The 20,829-nt window shown below is 72.1% G+C and carries 20 protein-coding genes; 15 read left to right on the forward strand and 5 right to left on the reverse strand.

All coding sequences use genetic code 11. From position 1 onward, the window contains the following. The first annotated feature begins 7 nt into the window (after window positions 1-7). From DW296_RS06595 to DW296_RS06625, 7 genes are all read left to right on the forward strand, one after another. Window positions 8-991 (forward strand): Gfo/Idh/MocA family protein, encoded by a 984-nt coding sequence (locus tag DW296_RS06595; RefSeq protein WP_446724130.1) that lies wholly within the window; start codon window positions 8-10, stop codon window positions 989-991. Further along, the gene (locus DW296_RS06600) at window positions 988-2,508 is read left to right on the forward strand and encodes a sugar ABC transporter ATP-binding protein (protein ID WP_136051587.1); all 1,521 of its coding nucleotides are present in this window, start codon (window positions 988-990) and stop codon (window positions 2,506-2,508) included. Before DW296_RS06595 ends, DW296_RS06600 begins: the two co-directional genes overlap by 4 nt. Continuing rightward, window positions 2,505-3,641: an ABC transporter permease gene (locus DW296_RS06605; RefSeq protein WP_136051588.1), complete on the forward strand. Its 1,137-nt coding sequence runs from the start codon at window positions 2,505-2,507 to the stop codon at window positions 3,639-3,641. Before DW296_RS06600 ends, DW296_RS06605 begins: the two co-directional genes overlap by 4 nt. Further along, a complete protein-coding gene (locus tag DW296_RS06610) occupies window positions 3,638-4,687 on the forward strand; it encodes an ABC transporter permease (protein ID WP_240743016.1) in 1,050 nt (349 codons plus the stop codon). Before DW296_RS06605 ends, DW296_RS06610 begins: the two co-directional genes overlap by 4 nt. A 14-nt stretch (window positions 4,688-4,701) precedes the next feature. Beyond that, window positions 4,702-5,898, forward strand: a complete 1,197-nt coding sequence (locus tag DW296_RS06615) for a substrate-binding domain-containing protein (RefSeq protein WP_446724129.1) — start codon at window positions 4,702-4,704, stop codon at window positions 5,896-5,898. A gap of 78 nt (window positions 5,899-5,976) precedes the next feature. Further along, window positions 5,977-6,828, forward strand: coding sequence for a sugar phosphate isomerase/epimerase family protein (locus DW296_RS06620; RefSeq protein ID WP_136051590.1), 852 nt, complete (start codon window positions 5,977-5,979; stop codon window positions 6,826-6,828). Window positions 6,829-6,872: 44 nt separating this feature from the next. Beyond that, window positions 6,873-7,880 (forward strand): sugar phosphate isomerase/epimerase family protein, encoded by a 1,008-nt coding sequence (locus DW296_RS06625; protein WP_136051591.1) that lies wholly within the window; start codon window positions 6,873-6,875, stop codon window positions 7,878-7,880. Between the two features lie 25 nt (window positions 7,881-7,905). On the opposite strand, the gene DW296_RS06630 is transcribed toward DW296_RS06625, so the two are convergent. Further along, a complete protein-coding gene (locus tag DW296_RS06630) occupies window positions 7,906-8,883 on the reverse strand; it encodes an NYN domain-containing protein (RefSeq protein WP_136051592.1) in 978 nt (325 codons plus the stop codon). Beyond that, entirely contained in the window at window positions 8,876-9,871 is a 996-nt protein-coding gene (locus tag DW296_RS06635) for a Gfo/Idh/MocA family protein (protein WP_136051593.1), read from the reverse strand. The genes DW296_RS06630 and DW296_RS06635 overlap by 8 nt, the downstream gene beginning before the upstream one ends. A gap of 103 nt (window positions 9,872-9,974) precedes the next feature. Here DW296_RS06635 and DW296_RS06640 point away from each other — a divergent pair, with 103 nt between their 5' ends. The 8 genes from DW296_RS06640 to DW296_RS06675 all read left to right on the forward strand — a co-directional run bounded on the left by DW296_RS06640 (window position 9,975) and on the right by DW296_RS06675 (window position 19,016). Then, on the forward strand, window positions 9,975-11,369 hold the full coding sequence (locus tag DW296_RS06640; protein WP_136051594.1) for an NtaA/DmoA family FMN-dependent monooxygenase: 1,395 nt from the start codon (window positions 9,975-9,977) through the stop codon (window positions 11,367-11,369). A gap of 131 nt (window positions 11,370-11,500) precedes the next feature. Continuing rightward, window positions 11,501-13,135: a TIGR04028 family ABC transporter substrate-binding protein gene (locus DW296_RS06645; RefSeq protein ID WP_136051595.1), complete on the forward strand. Its 1,635-nt coding sequence runs from the start codon at window positions 11,501-11,503 to the stop codon at window positions 13,133-13,135. A gap of 16 nt (window positions 13,136-13,151) precedes the next feature. Next, window positions 13,152-14,132 (forward strand): ABC transporter permease, encoded by a 981-nt coding sequence (locus DW296_RS06650; RefSeq protein ID WP_136051596.1) that lies wholly within the window; start codon window positions 13,152-13,154, stop codon window positions 14,130-14,132. Further along, complete coding sequence (locus DW296_RS06655; protein ID WP_136051597.1) at window positions 14,129-15,022, forward strand: ABC transporter permease; 894 nt, start codon at window positions 14,129-14,131, stop codon at window positions 15,020-15,022. Before DW296_RS06650 ends, DW296_RS06655 begins: the two co-directional genes overlap by 4 nt. Window positions 15,023-15,083: 61 nt before the next feature. Beyond that, window positions 15,084-16,712, forward strand: coding sequence for a dipeptide ABC transporter ATP-binding protein (locus tag DW296_RS06660; protein WP_136051598.1), 1,629 nt, complete (start codon window positions 15,084-15,086; stop codon window positions 16,710-16,712). Continuing rightward, the gene (locus tag DW296_RS06665; RefSeq protein WP_136051599.1) at window positions 16,709-17,776 is read left to right on the forward strand and encodes a putative FMN-dependent luciferase-like monooxygenase; all 1,068 of its coding nucleotides are present in this window, start codon (window positions 16,709-16,711) and stop codon (window positions 17,774-17,776) included. Before DW296_RS06660 ends, DW296_RS06665 begins: the two co-directional genes overlap by 4 nt. Then, the gene (locus tag DW296_RS06670; protein WP_136051600.1) at window positions 17,773-18,411 is read left to right on the forward strand and encodes a CMD domain protein; all 639 of its coding nucleotides are present in this window, start codon (window positions 17,773-17,775) and stop codon (window positions 18,409-18,411) included. The genes DW296_RS06665 and DW296_RS06670 overlap by 4 nt, the downstream gene beginning before the upstream one ends. After that, entirely contained in the window at window positions 18,408-19,016 is a 609-nt protein-coding gene (locus DW296_RS06675) for an alkylhydroperoxidase domain protein (protein ID WP_136051601.1), read from the forward strand. The genes DW296_RS06670 and DW296_RS06675 overlap by 4 nt, the downstream gene beginning before the upstream one ends. 208 nt (window positions 19,017-19,224) lie before the next feature. On the opposite strand, the gene DW296_RS06680 is transcribed toward DW296_RS06675, so the two are convergent. The 3 genes from DW296_RS06680 to DW296_RS06690 form a co-directional block, all read right to left on the reverse strand. Continuing rightward, entirely contained in the window at window positions 19,225-19,497 is a 273-nt protein-coding gene (locus DW296_RS06680) for a hypothetical protein (protein ID WP_136051602.1), read from the reverse strand. Further along, entirely contained in the window at window positions 19,494-19,766 is a 273-nt protein-coding gene (locus DW296_RS06685) for a hypothetical protein (RefSeq protein ID WP_136051603.1), read from the reverse strand. The genes DW296_RS06680 and DW296_RS06685 overlap by 4 nt, the downstream gene beginning before the upstream one ends. Before the next feature lie 99 nt (window positions 19,767-19,865). Further along, window positions 19,866-20,810, reverse strand: coding sequence for a quinone oxidoreductase family protein (locus DW296_RS06690; protein WP_136051604.1), 945 nt, complete (start codon window positions 20,808-20,810; stop codon window positions 19,866-19,868). Between the last annotated feature and the right edge of the window lie 19 nt (window positions 20,811-20,829).

The raw sequence follows: 20,829 nt of genomic DNA on the forward strand, positions 1-20,829 counted from the left end.
GCAGCTCGTGCCGGAGACCGAGGGCGCCAGGGACGCCGCGCAGCTGCTCGGCGCCGCGCGCGCCGAGCACGACGCCGAGGCGCTGCTCGACGCCGACGACATCGACGTCGTCCACATCTGCACTCCGAACGCCACGCATGCCGACCTCGCCCTGCGTGCGCTGCGGGCCGGCAAGCACGTCGTGTGCGAGAAGCCGCTCGCGACGACCGCGGCCGATGCGGCCGCCCTCGCCGAGGCCGCCGCGGAGGCGGGGCTCGTCGCCGCCGTCCCCTTCGTGTACCGCTACCACCCCATGGTGCGCGAGGCCAGGGCGCGCATCGCCCGCGGCGAGGCCGGGGAGCTGCTCACGCTGGACTGCTCGTACCTGCAGGACTGGATGCTGCGGTCCACCGACGACGACTGGCGGGTGCACTCCTCGTCCGGCGGGGCCTCCCGCGCCTTCGCCGACATCGGGTCGCATCTGTGCGACCTCCTCGAGTTCGTCACGGGCGACCGGATCCGGGCCCTGAGCGCCCGCACCCGTCGTGTGTTCACCGAGCGGGCGGGGCGGGCCGTCGACACGGAGGACATCGTCGCCGTGCTCGTCGAGACCTCGACGGGGGCGCTCGGCACGCTGCTCATCTCGCAGATGGCGGCGGGTCGCAAGAACGCGCTGACCCTGGAGCTGCACGGGACGCGGCAGAGTCTGCGGTTCGAGCAGGAACGGCCGGAGGAGCTCTGGGTCGGCATGCGCGAGGAGTCGCGGCTGCTGCTGCGCGACCCCGCCGCGGCCGACCCGGAGTCCGCCCGGCTGCAGCGCGTCCCGGCCGGGCACGCCATGGGATACCAGGACGCCTTCAACGGCTTCGTCGCCGACGTCTACGCGGCGATCGCCGGCGACGTCCGCGACGGACTGCCGACGTTCGCCGACGGCCACCGCGCGGCCGTGGTGACCGAGGCCGTGCTCGATTCCGCCGCCCACGAGGGACGCTGGACGGAGGTGCCGGCATGACCACGACGACGACGCAGCCGGTGCTGCGGGTGGCCGGGATCCGCAAGGCGTTCTTCGGCGTGGAGGTGCTGAAGGGCATCGACTTCGACGTGCGGCCCGGGGAGGTTCACGGCCTCGTCGGCGAGAACGGCGCGGGCAAGTCGACCCTCATGAAGATCATCGCGGGCGTGCAGCCGGCCGACGAGGGCACGATCACGTACCGCGGCGCGGAGGTGCGCCACGCGCACCCGCGGCAGGCGATGGACGCCGGCATCGTCACGGTGTTCCAGGAGTTCACCCTGCTGCCCGAGCGCACGGTCGCGCAGAACGTCTACCTCGGCCGGGAGCCGCGGCGCGCGGGGCTCATCGACGTCCGGGCGATGAACGTGCGGACCGGAGAGCTGCTGAGCGATCTCGGCGTGTCCTTCATCGACCCGCAGTCCCGCGTGGGCTCGCTGACGGTGGCCGAGCAGCAGATCGTCGAGATCGTGAAGGCGCTGTCGTTCGACGCGCAGGTGATCTCGATGGACGAGCCGACCGCGGCGCTCAGCGACCGCGAGGTGGAGCTGCTGTACGCGATCATCCGCCGGCTCACGTCCCGAGGGGTCGCCGTCATCTACGTCTCGCACCGGCTGAAGGAGATCTTCGACCTCTGCGACCGGATCACGATCCTCAAGGACGGCGCCCTCGTCTCCACGGACGAGACCGCGGCGCTGACCACCGACGAGCTCGTGCGCCGGATGGTGGGGCGGTCGATCCAGTCGTACTTCCCCGACCCGGTGGCCGGCACCGCGGTCGGCGCGCCCCGACTCGAGCTCGACGGCTGCGGGAACGCCTATGTGGACGGGGTGTCGCTGACGCTCCGTGCCGGGGAGATCGTCGGGGTGGCCGGGCTCCAGGGGTCCGGGCGCACCGAGCTGGTGGAGGGCGTGTTCGGCATCCAGGCCTTCACCCGCGGCGCCGTGCGGATCGACGGGAAGCCGGTGCGGATCAGCGGACCGCGCGCGGCCGTGCGTTCCGGACTCGCGCTCGTCTCGGAGGACCGCAAGGCGCAGGGGCTCGCGCTGGGGCAGTCGATCCTCGACAACGCCCTGCTCGTGGTGCGGAACGTGTTCGCCGGACGCACCGCGGCGTCGCGCCGGGAGGTACCGGGGGTGCTCCGCACGCTGGAGGTGTCCTCGCGCGGTCTCGACCAGGAGGTGCGCTTCCTCTCCGGCGGCAACCAGCAGAAGGTGGTGCTGGCGAAGTGGCTGCTCACCCAGCCGCAGATCGTGCTCTTCGACGAGCCCACACGGGGCATCGACGTGGGGGCCAAGTACGCCGTCTACCAGCTCATGCGCGAGCTGGCGGCACAGGGGAAGGCGGTGCTCATGGTCTCGAGCGAGCTGCCGGAGGTCATCGGCATGAGCGACCGCATCCTCGTCATGCACGACGGCGAACTCGTCGCCGAGCTGCCGGCCGGTGCGGCCGAGCACGAGATCCTCGCGGCGGCCACCGGCGCCGACCGCGGTCCTTCGACGAACGGGGGTGCGCGATGAGCCGCCGCACCGGGGCCCGTCTCCGCATCGACTCGACCGTCATCGTGCTCGGCATCCTGCTGCTCGCGCTCGTCGTCGGCGCGATCCTCGTCGCCACCGTCGGCCGCAACTTCCTCAGCCCGGGGAACATCCGCGACATCCTGACCGGGATGAGCGTGCTCGGCCTCGTGGCCATCGGGCAGACGCTCGTGGTGCTCGGCGCCTCGCTCGACCTGTCGGTCACCTACGTCATCAGCCTGTCGAGTCTGCTCGCGGCGACGATGATGGCCGGGAACGCCGGCAACATCCCGCTCGCCGTGATCGTGACGCTCCTCGTGTGCGCGGGGATCGGGCTCGTGAACGGGCTCATCGTGACGGTGCTCAAGGTCAACGGCTTCATCGCGACGCTCGGCGTCGGGCTGATCCTCCAGGGCATCCTCAACACGAACTTCGAAGGCTCGGCAGGCGAGGTCCCGTGGGCGTTCCAGCTCATCGGCGCGACCGGCGTCGGACCGATCCCGGTGTCCACGCTCATCATGATCGCGCTCGCCGTGCTGGTCTGGGTGCTGCTGAACCGCACCCGCACCGGAGCCCACCTCTACGCCGTCGGCGGTGACCCCGAGATCGCCCGGCTCAGCGGCGTGCGCACCCGCCTGCCGCTGATCTGGGCGCACGTGCTGTGCTCGGTGTTCGCGGGCCTCGCCGGACTCCTGCTCGCCAGCCGCCTCGGCGTCGGCAGCCCGACGGTCGGGCAGCAGGGTGGCTACGCGCTGCTCTCCATCGCCGCGGTCGTGCTCGGCGGCACCCTGCTCCTCGGCGGACGCGGCTCGATCTGGGGCACCATCGGCGGCGTCGCCATCCTCGCCGTCGTCGACAACGTCATGAGCGTGCTCCAGGTGAATCCCTTCCTCAAGGACGTGGTGCGCGGCATCGTCATCGTCGCCGCCGTGGCCGTCTACAGCCGCCGGGCCATCGTGCGGCGCCGTCCCCGCTTCGGCGCCGGCGGCACGCGCACCGGGGGAGACGACGCCGCGAAGGCGGCCGAGGGCGACATGGCGGTCGCGGCTGCCGAGCTCGCCGACCCCACCACCGAGGTCGCCGCCGTCGACAGCGCCGGGGATACCGCCTCCGTGCGGGAAGGAGGGCGCTCATGAACGCGCTGCGCACTCTCGTCAGTCCCCGCGGGGCGGTCTTCCTGCTGCTCGTGATCCTGCTCGTCGCGGTCGCCGTGCTCAACCCGAGCTTCGCCGAGCCCGGCCAGTTCATGCGGTACCTGCAGCGCGTCGCTCCCATCGCGATCGTCGCGATCGGGCAGTACTTCGTGATCATCGCGGGGGAGTTCGACCTCTCCCAGGGGTCGCTCATCACGGCGCAGGTCATCATCGCCGGCAACCTCGTCGGCCAGGACGACGCGCGCACCTTCCCCGTCCTGCTGCTCATGGTTGTGTTCGGCGTCGTCGTCGGGCTCGTGAACGGCGTCCTCACGACGCTGTTGAAGGTGCCGTCGTTCATCGTGACGCTGGGCATGATGCTCGCCCTGCTCGGCGGCGTGATGTGGTGGACGGGCGGCGCCGCCACCGGCAACCCGGCCGACAGCTTCCGGGAGATCGGCCGCGGCGGGATCCGCGACCTCCCCGTGCTGGAGTTCCTGCCCTGGGCCGTCCTGCTGCTCGCCGCCTGGCTCGCCCTCGGCATCGTCATCACCAAGCGCCCGCTGGGCAAGACCCTCATCGCGATCGGCGACAACGCCCGCGCGGTGGACTACGCCGGTGCCCGCCGGGCCTGGGTCACGACCCGCGCGTTCGTGCTGTCCTCCCTCTCCGCCACCCTCTCCGCCGTCCTGCTCGTCGGATACGCGGGAGTGCACCCGTCCGTCGGCCGCGGCTACGAGTTCACCGCGATCACCGCGGTGGTGCTCGGCGGCGTCGTGCTCGGCGGAGGTCGAGGGTGGATCGTCGGCGCCGTGGCCGGAGCGTTCGCGCTGGAGGCGTTGTTCCTGCTCCTCAACATCGCGGGCGTGCCCTCCACCCTCCGCGACGCCGTGCAGGGCGTCATCATCATCGCGGCCGTCGCCTACGCGGGGGTCGCCTTCCGAGCCCGCCGCCGGCGCGGTCCCCAGCCGACGGACGTCCATACCGCGGGGACCGAGAACGCCGAGAACCGCAGCACCGCATCAAGCCCTACAACCAGAGGAGATTAGCAATGCGACGATCGATGAAGATCGCCACCGCAGGGGTGGCCCTCTTCGGCCTCATCGCGCTCGCCGGGTGCACGACCGACCCGTCCGTGGCGCCGGCGGAGTCGGAGAATCCCGAGGAGGCGGCCGAGACCACCGAGTGGTTCGACCAGGAGCTCTTCGACAAGCAGGACGAGGAGCGCGGCGTCGACCCCCAGGGCCCCGCCGACCAGCCCTACCTGCAGCACATCAACGCCGAGATGGTCGACACCGCGGAGTTCGCCAGCACCGGGGCCAAGAAGGCCTGCTTCGCGAACGCCTCGATTTCCAACCCGTGGCGCCAGACGGGCTGGATCACGATGAACGAGCAGCTGAAGGTGCTGCAGGAGTCGGGCGCGATCAGCGAGATGGAGACCCGCGACGCGCAGGACTCCGACGACACCCAGATCGCCGACATCGACTACTTCATCTCCGAGGGGAACTGCGATGTCTTCCTCATCTCGCCGAACAGCACGGCCGCGATGACCCCCGCGGTCGAGCGGGCGTGCGAGACGGGCAAGCCGGTGGTCGTGTTCGACCGCGGCGTGAACACCGACTGCCCCGTCACGTTCATCCACCCGATCGGCGGCTTCGCCTGGGGCATCGACACCGCGGAGTTCCTCATCGACAACCTGGAGGAGGGCGACAAGGTCGTGGCTCTGCGGATCCTCCCCGGCGTCGACGTGCTGGAGCACCGCTGGGCCGGCGCCGAGAAGCTGTTCGAGGAGGCCGGGATCGAGGCCGTCGACCACTTCACCGGTGCCGACCCCGCCGAGATCAAGAGCATCATCAGCGACGAGCTCGCCAAGGGCGACGTGCAGGGCATCTGGATGGACGCGGGTGACGGTGCCGTCGCCGCCATCGAGGCCTTCGAGGACGCCGGAGCCGACTACCCGGTGATGACCGGCGAGGACGAGATGAGCTTCCTTCGGAAGTGGAAGGACACGGGTCTCACCGGCCTCGCTCCGGTCTACTCGAACTTCCAGTGGCGCACCCCGCTGCTCGCGGCGCAGATGATCTTCGCGGGCGAGGAGGTGCCGAAGGAGTGGGTGCTCCCGCAGAAGCCGATCACCGAGGCCGAGCTGGACGACTACCTTGCGGCGAACGACGGCATGCCCGACGGCCACTACGCCAAGTTCGGCGGAGAGGACCTTCCCGGCTACCCGACGGTCTGGCAGGAGCGCCAGATCCCGTAACCCCGTGTGCTCCCGCCCTTCCGCTCGGCCCGCGCCGAATGGGAGGGTGGGAGCACCCGCACGATCACAAGGACAACGATGCCCCGCACGATCGCCGTCAACACCTGGGTCTGGACGTCTCCGCTGACGGATGACACCCTGGAGCCGCTCGCCCGCACGGCGGCGCGGATGGGCTACGACGCCCTGGAGCTGCCGTTGGAGAGCATCGGCGACTGGGACCCGCTCCGGGCCCGCGCCGTGCTGGACGGCCTCGGCATGGGCGCGATCGTCGTCGGCGCGATGGGGCCCGGCCGCTCGCTGCTCGCGCGCGCCGGAGACGTCGCCGCCACGCAGGACTACCTCCGCGCGTGCCTCGACGCCGCGGCCGTGCTCGGGGCCTCGGTCGTCGCCGGACCCTTCTACGCCCCGACCGGCGTCACCTGGCGCATGGACGGGGCGGAGCGGGCGGAGGTCGTCGGCGAGCTCCGCGAGAACCTCGCGCCGCTCGCCCGCGAGGCCGCCGCGATCGGCGTCACGCTGGCTGTGGAGCCGCTCAACCGCTACGAGACCAGCGTGCTGAACACCGTGGCGCAGAGTCTCGACGCGCTGGCGCCGCTGCTCGGCGCCGGGGTGGGACTGGCTCTCGACACCTACCACCTCAACATCGAGGAGAAGCGGCCGGCCGACGCGGTCCGCGCGGCCGGCGCCGCCATCGCGCACGTGCAGGTGTGTGGCAGCGACCGCGGTGCCGTGGGCGACGACCACACCGACTGGCCGGAGATGCTCCGCGCGCTCGACGACGCCGGCTACCGCGGCGCCCTGGGACTGGAGAGCTTCACGGGGGAGAACGCGACGATCGCCGTCGCGGCTTCGGTGTGGAGACCGCTCGCTGCGAGCCAGGACGACCTCGCCGCCCGCAGCATCGCCCACCTGCGCGCCCTCGGCGCCTGAACCCCCGCCCGCGATACGAAGCCCCGCGATACGAAGGAGTATCCATGAGCAGTCACCCGGTCACCCTGTTCACCGGCCAGTGGGCCGACCTCCCGTTCGAGGAGGTGGCCCGCCTCGCCGCGGAGTGGGGCTACGACGGGCTGGAGATCGCCGCGTCCGGCGACCACCTCGATCTCCGCCGGGCGGATGAGGACGACGCCTACGTCGCCTCCCGGCGCCAGATCCTCGACCGGCACGGACTGCGGGTGTTCGCGATCTCCAACCACCTGGCCGGGCAGGCGGTGTGCGACGACCCGATCGACTTCCGGCACCAGGGCATCCTGCGCCCCTACGTCTGGGGCGACGGCGAGGCCGAGGGCGTGCGGCAGCGGGCGGCGGAGGACATGAAGCGGGCGGCCAGGGTGGCCGGGAAGCTCGGCGTCGACACCGTCGTCGGCTTCACCGGTTCGTCGATCTGGCCCTATGTCGCGATGTTCCCGCCGGTGCCGGAGGCGGTGATCGCCCAGGGCTTCCAGGACTTCGCGGACCGGTGGAATCCGATCCTCGACGTATTCGACGGGGAGGGCGTGCGCTTCGCCCACGAGGTGCATCCGGGGGAGATCGCGTACGACTACTGGTCGAGCGTCCGCACCCTCGACGCGATCGACCACCGCGACGCATTCGGGTTCAACTGGGACCCCTCGCACATGATGTGGCAGAACATCGACCCCGTCGGCTTCATCGTCGACTTCGCCGACCGGATCTACCACGTCGACTGCAAGGACACCCGCCTGCGGCCGCGGAACGGCCGTGCCGGAGTGCTCGGCTCGCACCTGCCGTGGGGCGACCCCCGGCGCGGCTGGGACTTCGTCTCCACCGGTCACGGCGACGTGCCGTGGGAGGACGCCTTCCGTGCGCTGGACGCGGTCGGCTACGACGGGCCGATCTCGATCGAGTGGGAGGACGCCGGCATGGACCGCCTGCACGGCGCCCCCGAGGCGCTGGCCTTCGTGCGCTCCCTGCTGTGGCCGCAGCCCGAAGCCGCCTTCGACGCCGCGTTCCGCCACCAGTGACGGCAGCGCGGATGACCGGCCGTGCTCAGGGCTCCCGCAAGCGGACCAGGCGCTCGTGCCCCGTCTCCTCGAGCTCGGCGATGTCGTCGCGCGACTTGAGGAAGTCGGAGAACGACCGGTAGCCGAGGGCCTTCTCGCTGAACGACGGATCCATGCGGCGCATGTGCGTCTTGACCGCGGAGCTGTGCAGCCACTCGTCGGCATCCGCCTTGTCGTGGCCGAGACGCAGCGCGCGCTCCAGGAGCCGCGTGGCTTCGCCCTGGTCGTCGATCTTCTCCTCGACCTTGGGCTCCTCGGCGGGAGGCTTGCTCTTGGCCTTCGCGCGCGACTTCGACGCGGTCTTGGGCTTCGGGGCGCCCGTGTCCGCGGTGGCCGGGGCGGACGGCTCCGCCGGAACCTCGACCGCGGGCGTGGCGGCCGGTGCCGCCTTCGTCGGACGCGCCACGCCGGGGAGCGAGTCGTAGGACTCGAACTCGTCGCACGCCGCGGCGAGGGACTTCGCCGTGGACCCGGCCACGCCCACCCCGATCACGTAGCGGCCGAGGCGCTTGCAGCGCTGGGCGAGCGGCACATAGTCGCTGTCGCCCGCCACGATGACGACGTGGGTCAGGTCGGGCAGGCGGAACATGTCCTCGACCGCGTCGACCGCCAGCCGGATGTCCGCGCCGTTCTTCGCGTACGCCGCGGCCGGGAAGAGCTGCACGAGATCCACCGCGCGCGCCACGAGCTGCGAGCGGTACTCGGCGTTGACCGGCGACGACCAGTCCGCGTAGGCCCTCGTCAGCACGAGCGTGCCGAAGGAGGCCGCGTAGTCGATGATGGCGCCGACCTCGATCATGGCCCGGTTCAGCCGCTCGGCGACCTCGGGGTCGTTCGGGTGCTCCGTGATGCGCTGCCGGTCCTTGCCGTAGGAGTTGCGGCCGTGGACGCGGTCGTACCAGGAGATGACGATGTTGTCGAAGTCCAGGTACACCGCCACGCGGGCGTCGGTCGTCTCAGCCACGGTCGGCCTCCTCGCCGGGGTAGCGTACGCCGATCTGCGCGCGGATCTCGTCGAGGGCGCCCATGATGGCGACGCTCTCCGCGATGGGGAGGACGTCGCCCTCGAGGAGACCGTCGCGGACGAGGCGCTCGGCCGCGAACGCCTGGTACTGCATGCCGCGGCCCTCGACGGCGGAGACGTACTCCTCCTGGACGGTGCCGTCCGGCCGCACGACACGGAAGGTGGTGGGGGTGTACCAGACCCGGTCGATGTCGATGCGGGCCTCGGTGCCGACGATGCTCGCGGCGTTGGGGCCGGCGCCGCGCGAGGAGGAGAGGGTCGTGGAGATCGCCCCTCTCTCGTGGATCATGACGGTGGCGACCTCGGAATCGGCTCCGGTCTCGACCAGACGCCCCACCGCGCGGATGGTGGTCGGCGCCCCGAGGACGTCCCAGACGAAGGAGATCGGGTAGATCCCGAGGTCGAGCAGCGCCCCGCCGCCCAGTTCGAGCGCGTTCAGACGGTGTGCGGGGTCGGTGGGCAGCTGCTGCGTGTGGTCGGCGGTCACCGTGCGGATCTCCCCCAGGGCGCCGTCGGCGAGGAGCTCGCGGATGCGGACCATGTGCGGCAGGTAGCGCGTCCACATCGCCTCCATCACGAGCAGCCCGCGCTCGGCGGCGAGCCGCTGGAGGTCCTCGGCCTGCGTGCGGTTCAGGGTGAACGCCTTCTCCACGAGCACGTGCTTGCCGTGCTCCAGGGCGAGCCGGGCGTTCTCGTGGTGCATCGGGTGCGGCGTGGAGACGTAGACGATGTCGACGTCGGGATCGGAGACCAGCGCCTCGTACGACGGATGCGCGTGCGCGATGTCGAAGCGCGCGGCGAAGGCGTCGGCCGACTCCTGCGAGCGTGAGCCCACCGCGACGAGGTCGAGGCCGGCCGTGCGCAGATCGGATGCGAAGGCGCCGGCGATGCCGCCGGTCGCGAGGATTCCCCAACGAAGTCCAGTCATCCTCTCAGCGTAGAGGGTGGCGCATGTGACCGTCTGTGACATCCGGTGACCTCCGGCTTCCTCCCCGTGGCCCGGGTGGCGGCCGCGCTCCTACCGTGTCGGCATGACGGAACCTCTCGTGATCGGCGCCATGGTGCGCACCCTCGGCGCCTACCCCTCCGGGTGGCGGCATCCCGGAGCCCACCGCGACCCCGCGGGAGACGCCGACATCCTCCGCCGCATCGCGCGGGAGGGGGAGGACGCGGGCCTGGACTACCTCTTCTTCGGCGACTGGCTGGCGACCGGACCCGACCTGGAGTTCCGCGACCCCTACCTGCTCGCCCGCATCGATCCGCTGAGCGCGGTGCTGTTCCTCGCCGGGGTGACCTCGCGGATCGGGCTCATCGCGACGGTCAACACCACCTATGCCGACCCCTACGCCACGGCGCGGGCCCTGGCCTCCCTCGACGTCCTCACCCACGGCCGGGCGGGGATCAACCTCGTCACCGGCGCCGAGCCGCGCGCCGCCGGGAACCACGGCCGTGAGGCCCATGCCGACACCGAGACCCGCTACGACCGGGCGGAGGAGTTCGTCGTCGCCCTGCGCCGGCTCTGGGACTCCTGGGCCGAGGACGCCTGGATCGCCGACGCCGAGCGCGGTGTGCTCATCGACCCCCGGGGGCTGCGCGCCGCCGACGTCACGGGCGCACACGTGCGGGTCGCCGGCCCGCTCAACGTCGCCCGTCCGCCACAGGGGCGTATCCCGATCGTGCACGCCGGCACCTCGCCGCGGTCGCGGGCGCTCGCCGGCACCGCCGCCGATCTCGCCCTCATCGCCGCCCCCACCCTCGCCGACGCCGTGGCCACGCGGCGCCTGCTGCGGGAGATCGTGGCGGAGGCGGGCCGCCCGGCCGAGGAGCTGAAGGTCATCGCCCCGGTGCTCCCCGTCGTCGCGGAATCCAACGCCGCCGCCCACCGGATCGTCCGGCGGCTGCTGGAGCTCGTGCCGCTCGCGGAGGGGCCGCAGCGTGAGCGCGTCGGGTTCCCGGCGAATCGTACGGTGGAGGCGCTGGCCGACGCGCTGGAGGTGGCCGCCGACGACCCGCTGCGGGCAGCGGCCTTCGACACCGCGGTGACGGTCGCCGAGGCCGCACGCCTGGGGGAGCGGGGCGCCGCGCTCGTCGAACGCCTCGCGCGGATCGCCGGACTCCGGGTCGGGGCGGAGGCCGCCCTGACCTGGCGACACCTCGTCGCCGCGCACGCCGTCCCTGCGGCCTTCGTCGTCGGCGACGCCGGCACGATCGCCGACCACTTCGCGCACTGGCGCGACGAGGGCGCCGCCGACGGCTTCAACGTCCTCTCGGCGTTCCAGCCCGGACAGTTCGAGGCCTTCACCCGTCTCGCGGTCCCCGAGCTGCGTCGTCGCGGCCTCCTCCGGACACCGGAGGAGAACGGCGAGGGGGTCCGCGCGGAGACGCTGCGCGACCGCCTCCGTGTGACGTCGCGTGTCGGCGCGTGACCACGGGTGTCGTCTCGCGACACCCGGAGTCCGCCGCCTCGCCCGTGCACCCCGCCACTTCCTACCGTGAACACCACCTGCACCGCCTCCGCACCCGACACCCTGCCTTCCGAACCCGAGGAGTCCTCCGCATGAACCGCCGCCTCATCCGCACCGCCGCCGTCGCGGTCCCGCTCGTCCTGGCCGGCAGCCTCGCCGCCTGCGCGACCTCGCCCGCCCCGGGGAACAGCCCGGCCGCCGCGGGGGACCCCGTCACCGGCGGCACGCTCACCTACCTCGAGCACCAGGCCTACACGAACCTGTATCCGCCGCAGGCCGGCTTCTACCCGAACGGCGGCATCGTCAACAACATCGCCGCCCGGCTCACCTGGCAGAACCCGGAGACGCTCGAGATCGAGCCGTGGATCGCCGCGGAGTGGACCGTGAACGACGACGCCACGGAGTACACCTTCGACCTCAACCCGGACGTGACGTTCTCGGACGGCACACCCGTGGACGCCGCCGCCGTCGCGAAGAACTTCGACACCTACGGGCTGGGCGACGCCGAGCGCGGGCTCACCGTCTCCGAGGCCATCAACAACTACGCCGGCAGCGAGGTGGTGGACGAGGACACCGTGACCTTCCGCTTCAGCGCGCCGTCGCCCGGCTTCCTGCAGGCGACGTCGACCATCAACTCGGGACTGCTGTCCCCGGAGACCCTGGACGGCACGATCGAGGACTTCGGCGCGGGCAACGCGGAGGAGATCATCGGCTCCGGTCCCTTCACCGTCACCGACGAGAAGCTCGGCACCGAGTACACCCTCACCGCCCGCGACGACTACGCCTGGGGCCCGGACAGCGCCGAGAACGACGGTCGGCCCTACCTCGACGCCGTCCACGTGCTGGTCACGCCCGAGGACTCCGTCCGCATCGGCTCGCTGCTCGCGGGTCAGGCCGACTACGTCCGCTACGTCCAGGCGTTCGACGAGGACCGCGTCGAGGGCGCCGGATTCACGCTGTACGCCCCGCAGACCCGCGGCGTGAACAACTCGATCGCCCTCCGCCCGGAGAACCCGCTGCTGTCCGACATCCGCGTGCGCCAGGCAATCATCGCCGCGGTCGACGCGCAGGAGGTCGTCGACACCCTGTTCACCGAGAACTACCCGGTGGCCACGTCGGTGCTGTCCTCCCAGGCCGCGGGCTACAAGGAGGAGTCCGCGCACTACGCCCACGATCCGGAGAAGGCGGAGGCGCTGCTCGACGAGGCCGGCTGGGAGCCCGGCGCCGACGGTATCAGGGAGAAGGACGGCGAGCGGCTGTCGATCACGGTCTACGAGGCCAAGCCGCAGCCCCTGTCGAAGCAGACCCTGGAGCTCGTGGCGCAGCAGCTCGCGGCGGTCGGCGTGGAGCTCACCGTCAAGCCCGGCGATGCGGGCAGCTACGCGGAGGACACGCGTGATCCGCTGAAGACGGGGTTCTACCACTCGATGGTCGGGCGTGCCGACCTCGACGTGATCAAGAGCCAGTACTTCACGAAGAACCGCGACGTGCTCATCTCTCAGGACGCGACGCTCGACGAGCTGCTGCTGGCCGTCGCCTCCGAGCCGGACGCCGAGAAGCGGGTGGCCGCCTCGCAGGCCGTGCAGGACTACATCGCGGAGCAGGCGTACGTGATCCCGCTCTTCGAGGAGCCGCAGGTCTATGGTGCGGCCACGTATGTGCACGGCGTCGCCTTCGAGTCGGTCGGCCGGCCCACGTTCTCCGGCGTGTGGCTCGCGGAGCACTGAGGATCACGGTGACCCCATGACTTTCGTCCTCCGACGGGCCGGGCAGGCCGCGATCGTGCTGATCGCGGCCTTCACGGCCACGTTCTTCCTGCTGCAGCTGCTGCCGGGAGACGCCATCCTCATCAAGTTCTCCGACCCGAGCCTGGGGCTCTCGCCGGAGCAGCTCGACGACATCCGCGCCACCTACGGCGCCGACGTGCCGTGGGGGGAGCAGTACCTGCACGCGGGTCTCGGCTTCCTGGCGGGCGACTTCGGCTACTCGACCCAGTACGGGACCCCGGTGCGGACGATGCTCGCCGAGGCGCTGCCCGCCACGCTGCTGCTCGCGACGGTCGGACTCCTGGTCGCGGTCGTGCTCGCGGGCCTGATCGCCGTGCTCTCCTCGCTCGCACCCTTCGCGTGGCTGCGGGACGGCCTGCGCCAGGTGCCGGGCCTGTTCGTCGCGGTGCCGGTGTTCTGGCTCGGGATCCTGCTCATCCAGGTGTTCTCGTTCGGCCTCGGGTGGGTGCCGATCGTGGGGGCCGATCCTGTCAGTGGGCTGATCCTCCCCGTGCTCACGCTCGCCGTGCCGATCTCGGCGCCGCTCGCCCAGGTGCTGGTCCGGTCGATCGACCGGGTGCAGGCGCAGCCGTTCGTGACCGTGGTCCGGGCGAAGGGCGCGCCGCCGGTGTGGGTGCTCACCCGCGCGGTCGCACGCAACGCCGCCGTCCCGACGCTCACCATCGCGGGGGTGCTGTTCGGAGAGCTCGTCGGAGGCGCGGTGGTCACCGAGACGGTCTTCGGCCGCACCGGCATCGGACGCCTCACGGAGCAGGCCGTCGCGAACCAGGACATCCCGGTGCTGCAGGGAGTGGTGCTGCTGTCGGCGCTGGGGTTCGTGGTGATCAGCTTCGCCGTCGACCTGGCCACGCCCCTGATCGACCCGCGGCAGCGGCGATCGGCGCGCGCCGCCCGTTCCCGCCCCGTCCGTCCCGTCGCCCAGGAGGTGCCCGCATGACCGCTCCCGTGATCGCGGAGACGTCGGTCGAGACGCCCGGTGCAGCGCCTGCGCCGTCCGCCCCGGCCCCCGTCTCCGCATCCCGTCCCCGACGGCGCTCGCGCGCCTGGGGGCTGTATCTGGCGTTCGCGGTCGTCGCCGTGGCGGTGCTGTGGGCGGTGATCCCCGGGGTCTTCGCGCCGGGCGATCCGCTCACCGGCGTTCCCGCCGACAAGCTCCTGCCCCCGAGCGCCGCGCACTGGTTCGGGACCGACGCGCTGGGCCGCGACCTCTTCGGCCGGGTCGTGCACGGCGCGGTGCACTCCCTGTCGGGTGCGCTCATCGCCGTGACGGTCGGCCTCGCGCTCGGCACGCTCCTCGGTGCCGTCGCCGGTGCGACCGGCGGCATCGTGGACGACGTGCTGATGCGGGTCGTCGACGTGCTGCTGGCGATCCCGGGGCTGCTGCTGTCGCTCTCCGTCATCATCCTGCTCGGCTTCGGCACCGTCAACGCGGCGATCGCCGTGGGCCTCGGCAGCGTTGCCGCCTTCGCCCGGCTCATGCGCGCCGAGGTGGCGCGGGTGCGCCGGACCGAGTACGTCGAGGCGGCCTTCGGCAGCGGCGGCACCTTCGTCGCCGTGCTGCGCCGGCATGTGCTCCCGAACGCCCTCACCCCGATCATCGCGCTCGCCGCGCTGCAGTTCGGTACGGCCATCCTCGCCATCTCCACCCTCGGCTTCCTCGGCTACGGGGCCCCGCCGCCCACCCCCGAGTGGGGCCTGCTGATCGCCGAGGGACGCAACTACATCGCGACCGCCTGGTGGCTCACGGCGCTCCCCGGCCTCGTCGTGGTCGCCGTCGTGCTCAGCGCCAACCGCATCAGCCACCGGCTCGGAAGGAGCACCCGATGACCGTGCCCGAACGCGCACCCGTGTCGATCCCGATCAGCCACCGGCTCGGAAGGAGCACCCGATGACCGCGCCCACCCCCGTCCTCACCGCGACGGACCTGCGGGTCTCGTACGCCGGCCGCGAGGTCGTGCACGGCCTCTCGTTCGCCATCGCCGAGGGGGAGACGCTCGCCCTGGTCGGCGAGTCGGGCTCCGGCAAGTCCACCACGGCGCACGCCCTCCTCGGCCTGCTGCCGGAGGGCGGACGGGTCGAGGGCGGCCGCGTCCGGCTCGGCGACCTCGACATCTCCGGATGGTCGGATCGGGCGTTCCGGGGCATCCGCGGGTCGGAGATCGGGCTGGTGCCGCAGGATCCGACGACGTCGCTCGACCCGGTGCGCCCCGTCGGCGTGCAGGTCGCCGAGGTGCTGCGCCTGCACGGGCATCGCGACCGGCGTTCCCGGAACGCCCGCGTGCTCGAGCTGCTCGACCGCGTCGGGCTGGACGATCCCGACCTGCGCGCCCGACAGTATCCGCACGAGCTCTCCGGTGGCATGCGGCAGCGGGTCCTCATTGCGGCCGCGATCGCCCTCCGCCCTCGGCTGCTCATCGCGGACGAGCCCACCAGCGCCCTCGACGCCAAGGTGCAGCGCCGCGTGCTGGACCTGCTGGACGAGCTGCAGCGCGAGGACGGCACGAGCATCCTGCTCGTGACGCACGACCTCGGCGTCGCCGCGGACCGGGCGGCGCGGATCGCGGTGCTGAAGGACGGCCGGATCGTGGAGCAGGGGCCGAGTGCGCAGGTGCTCGCGGAGCCGGAAGACCCGTACACGAGGCAGCTGCTCGCCGACGCGCCGGCCTTCACGACCGGCTTCCGACGTCCGGACGCGCCGCCGTTCCTCCGGGATGCCGCGGCGGTGGCCGCCGAGAAGCCGTGGGAGATCGTGGCCGCGGGCCTCGTGAAGGAGTTCCGGGTCGCGGGACGCGAACGCTTCCGGGCGGTCGACGACGTCTCCTTCCGGGTGCGGCGCGGGACGACCCATGCGCTGGTCGGCGAGTCCGGATCGGGCAAGTCCACGACCGCGCGCCTGGTCACGCTCTTCCTCCGTCCGGACGCCGGGACCGTGGAGCTCGCGGGGGAGGACGCGACGGCCGTCGAGGGGGCGCGGCTGCGTGCGCTGCGCCGACGGATCCAGCTCGTGTACCAGAACCCGTTCGCCTCCCTCGACCCACGGCAGCAGATCGCCGACATCGTGGCCGAGCCGCTGCACAACTTCCGCCTCGGCGGCCGGTCCGAGCGTCGGGATCGCGCGGTCGCCCTGCTCGAACGCGTGGCGCTGCCGGCGGATGCGGCCCGCCGCACGCCGAGCGAGCTCTCCGGAGGGCAGCGGCAGCGGGTCGCGATCGCACGGGCGCTCGCCGTCGACCCGGAGATCCTCGTGCTCGACGAGGCGGTGTCGGCGCTCGACGTGACGGTGCAGGCGCGCATCCTCGAACTGCTCTCCGCGCTCCAGGCCGAGCTCGGACTCACCTACCTCTTCATCTCGCACGACCTCGCCGTGGTGCGCCGCATCAGCCACACCGTCTCCGTCATGCACCGCGGGCGCGTGGTGGAGGACGGGCCGACCGAAGAGCTGTTCCACGACCCGCAGCACGAGAACACCCGGGAGCTGCTGGCCGCGGTCCCCGGACGAACGGAGATCCTCGCATGAGCACCACCCCTCGTCCCACCGTCGCGTTCTTCACGCGGCTTCTCGACGACGCGTCCCCGGCCGACCGCTACCGCCTCGCCCTGGAGCAGATCCAGCACGCCGAGGAGCACGGCGTGGGGAGGGCGTGGGTGGCGCAGCACCACTTCCGGGCGGCGGAAGGCGGGCTGCCCTCGCCGCTCGTCTTCCTCGCGCACGCGGCGGCACGCACCTCCCGGATCCGGCTCGGCACCGGGATCATCACCCTTCCCCTCGAAGACCCGGTCCGGGTCGCCGAGGACGCCGTGGTGGCCGACCTGCTCGCGGACGGGCGGATCGACCTCGGGCTCGGCAGCGGCGGCACCCCGTCGTCCTTCGCGCCCTTCGGGGAGGACGTGCGCGACAAGGGGCCCACCTACGACCGCAAGCTCGGCGTCCTGCTCGACGCTCTCGCCGGCCGGGACATCGGTGCGGAGAACACGCTGTATCCGGACGCGGGGTCGCTGGCCGCGCGCATCTGGCAGGCGACGTTCTCGGCCCCCGGCGGTCATCGGGCAGGCGTCCACGGTCACGGACTGCTGCTGTCCCGCACGCAGCCCCGCCCCCACGACCGGCTGCACGCGCCGCTGTCCGCGCTGCAGGACCCCATCATCGACGCGTACCTCGACGCGCTCCCCGCCGAGGCGACCCCGCGGATCACCGCCTCCCGCACCGTGTTCGTGGCGGATGACCGCGCCGAGGCGCTCCGGTTCGCCGAGGTCGGGTTGCGGCGGGCGGCCGAGGGCTTCCGTCGGCAGGGCCAGACGATCCCCGGGGACGACCTCGACGACCTCATCGCCGCACTCGACACGCATCTCGGCACGCCCGAGGAGGTCGCCGCCTCGCTCGCCGCCGACACCACGCTGCACCGCGCGACCGAGGTGGCATTCCAGGTGCACTCGGTCGACGCGCCGCACGCCCACGTCCTGCGCTCGATCGAGCTGTTCGCGACCGAGGTCGCACCGGCCCTCGGCTACGCGCTGACCCCGCCCGATCCCGAGAGCACCCGCACTGCCGAGAACACCCCCACCGTGAAGGAGAACGCATGACCGCCGACATCGTCGACCACCTGACGGGGGTGACGCCGGAGCTGGATGCGCTGCGTCGTCGCCGTCCCGTGACCAGGGAGCAGCTCCAGGCGAGCTTCGACGCGCTGTTTCACCCGGTCTCCGCGGAGCACGTCTCGCTCGCGGAGCGCGCACTCATCGCGGCGTTCGCGACCGCTCTCGCCGGTGCCGACGACCCCACGGCGGAGTTCTACGCCGGGAGGGCCCGCGAGATCGACCCGGAGCGCGCCGCGATCGTCGCCCGGGAGGCAGAGGCCGCCGCGACCACGGGACCGTTCGGCGCCTACACCGAACGCGGGCTGGAGGCCGAGAGCACCGACGGCGCGCGGTACGTGCCGGACGAGGCGGCGTCGGCTGCCCTGGGGGAGCGCCTCGCGGCGGCTCTCGCGCACACGCACCTGCTGGTGTTCCGCCCCCGCGAGGCATCCGGCGCCGACCTCGGCCGCCTGCACGACGCCGGCTGGTCGACGGACGGCATCGTCACGCTGTCGCAGCTCGTGTCGTTCCTCGCCTTCCAGCAGCGGGTCGTCACCGGCCTGCGGGTGCTCCAGGACGCTGGACTCACCGCCACCGACACCGACACCGACGACACCGACACCGACGAGGAGGCCGCATGACCGCCGCCGACACCGTGCTCCGGCACGACGACGCCCCCTATCCCGACGCCTTCACCCGCGCCGAGGTCGGCTGGACGCCGCACCTCGCGCCGCTGGCGGAGGAGGATCTCACCCCGCGACACCTCGACGGCCTCGTCGACGCCGCCCGTGCGAAGAACGAGTACTTCCGGCTGCTCGCGCGCGACCCCGAGGTGCTCCGCGCGCGCACCCTCGTCGACAAGGACATCTTTTACAACACCGCGGAGGGACTCCCGCGCGCGGAGCGGGAGCTCGCGGCCACCGCCGCCTCCCGCCGCAACGGCTGCGTGTTCTGCGCCTCCGTGCACTCCCGGTTCGCGGCGCATCACGGCAAGCGGCCGGAGGATGTCGACGCGCTCCTCGCCGAGGGCGTGGACGCGGACCTCGGGGAGCGCTGGAATGCGATCGTCGCCGCCGCGGTCGCGCTGACCGACACGCCCCGCGCGTTCGGTCCCGAGCACATCGCGCGCCTCCGTGCGGCCGGACTGGACGACCTCGAGATCGCGGACGTCGTGCACGGCGCGGCCTTCTTCAACTGGGCGAACCGGCTGATGCTCTCGCTCGGCCGCCCCGTCGCTCCCGCCTGACCTCGCGGGTCAGGCCGAATCGATCGTTATCGGCGGAGCGGGTCCACCTGCAACAATGGCGGCGTGGTCCACATCGCACCCCTGTCGAGTGCGCAAGCGTCGGCGCACCGCGACGACGTTCTGAGTGTCTGGACTGAGGTGTTCGGCCCCGTGGCTCACGCGGGGAACTCCGGCGGTGACGCAGGGTACGAGAGGGGAGAGCGTCGTGCTACGGCTGCTTGCCGGCGTCGGGTCCGTGCGCAGCCTCGAATGCTCGTACCTTGCGGCGATAGTCGAACCACAGCTTCACGCCGTACAACGCGAGTGCCAGTGGTAAGAGGAAGGCGATCCAGTCGACAACCTCGGCGACGTCGAGGCCCCCTGCGCCCCGAAGTGCGGCGACTGCGCCCCAGCCGATCATCATGAAGAGAGCGGTCAGACGCAGGCGTCCGAGGGCGAGGCGCTGCTGAATCAGCGACGGGGCGGGGTCTTTCGCAGTCATCTGATTGCCTGACCGCTACCCGTGTCGAAGAGCTCCCGTCTGCGCCGCTTCTGATCTCGAATCAGGGGGATGAACACACCGAGGCCGAACGTGAGTCCGAGGAAGACGGTCGGGATCCATTGTCCGGTGAGGTCGGCGACGAGAAACGCTGCGCCGATCGTCATCGCGACCCAACCCACTCCGAGCAGCGTCATCAGCCATGCCCGACGGCCGAGCTTGCGCTCGGTCACGGCGAGTTCGTCCGGAGAATCCCCCAGAGATTCAGTCATGCGCGCAGCTTATCGGCGGGCTGACGGCTGGCGGCGGGCCTGTCCTTCTCGACGCCGACATAACCGGTGGTGACACCAATTCCGCTCCCGCCTGACCCCTCAGGGGACGAGGATGATCTTCCCCGAGGCGGCGCCGGTCTCCATGAGCTCATGGGCCCGGGCCGCCTCGGCGAGGGGCAGCTCCGGGCCCAGCTCGATGGTGAAGTCGCCGGCGGCTAGCAGGTCGACCGTCTTCTGCAGCGCTTCTGCGCGCCACTCCAGCTCCTGCGGCGTGAGCGGCTCGGGGGAGCCGCCGGAGAACGCCCGGATGCCGAAGTCAGCGGCGTCGGGACCGCGAACGATGGTCGCGATGCGGTCACGGTCGGCGACCAGTGCGAGGGAGGTCTCGATCGCCTCGTCGGTGCCCGCGCAGTCCAGGACGACGGTCACGGGGGAGGGGGCAGCCGCGCGGACGCGGTCGAGCAGGCCGTCGCCGTAGGCCACGGGGATCGCGCCGAGCTCGCGGAGCTGGTCGTGCCGGGCGGGGCTCGCGGTGGCGATCACCGTCGCGCCCCAGGCGACCGCGAACTGCACGGCGGCCTGGCCGACCGCACCCGAGCCCGCGTGCACGAGGAGCACGTCGTCGGCCGTCACGGCGAGCGAGCGGAGGGACTGATAGGCGGTGCCGGCGGGGATGCCGATCGCCGCCCCCTCGGCGGCGGTGACGGCGTCCGGGAGCTTCACGAGCTTGTCGGCCTCGACCGCGAGGGCGGAGGCGTAGGTCCCGAGCGTGTCGCGGATCGCGACGCGGTCGCCGACCTCGAACCCCTCCACGCCCTCGCCCAGCACCTCGATCACCCCGGCGCCGTCGAACCCGACCGGACGCGGCTCGGTGATCGGCGCGGAGGGGCGCTTGCCGCCGCGGAGCTTGGCGTCGATGGGGTTGGCGCCGGCCGCCTCGATGCGCACCAGCGCCTCGCCGCGGACGGGCACGGGGTCAGGCACCTCCATCAGGTGGAGAACAGCGGGGGATCCGAACTCGGTGTAGACGATCGCGCGGGCCATGCCCTCAGGCTACCCGGCG

The organism is Microbacterium sp. K36, assembly GCF_004794355.1.
Classification (GTDB): Bacteria; Actinomycetota; Actinomycetes; order Actinomycetales; family Microbacteriaceae; genus Microbacterium; species Microbacterium paraoxydans_D.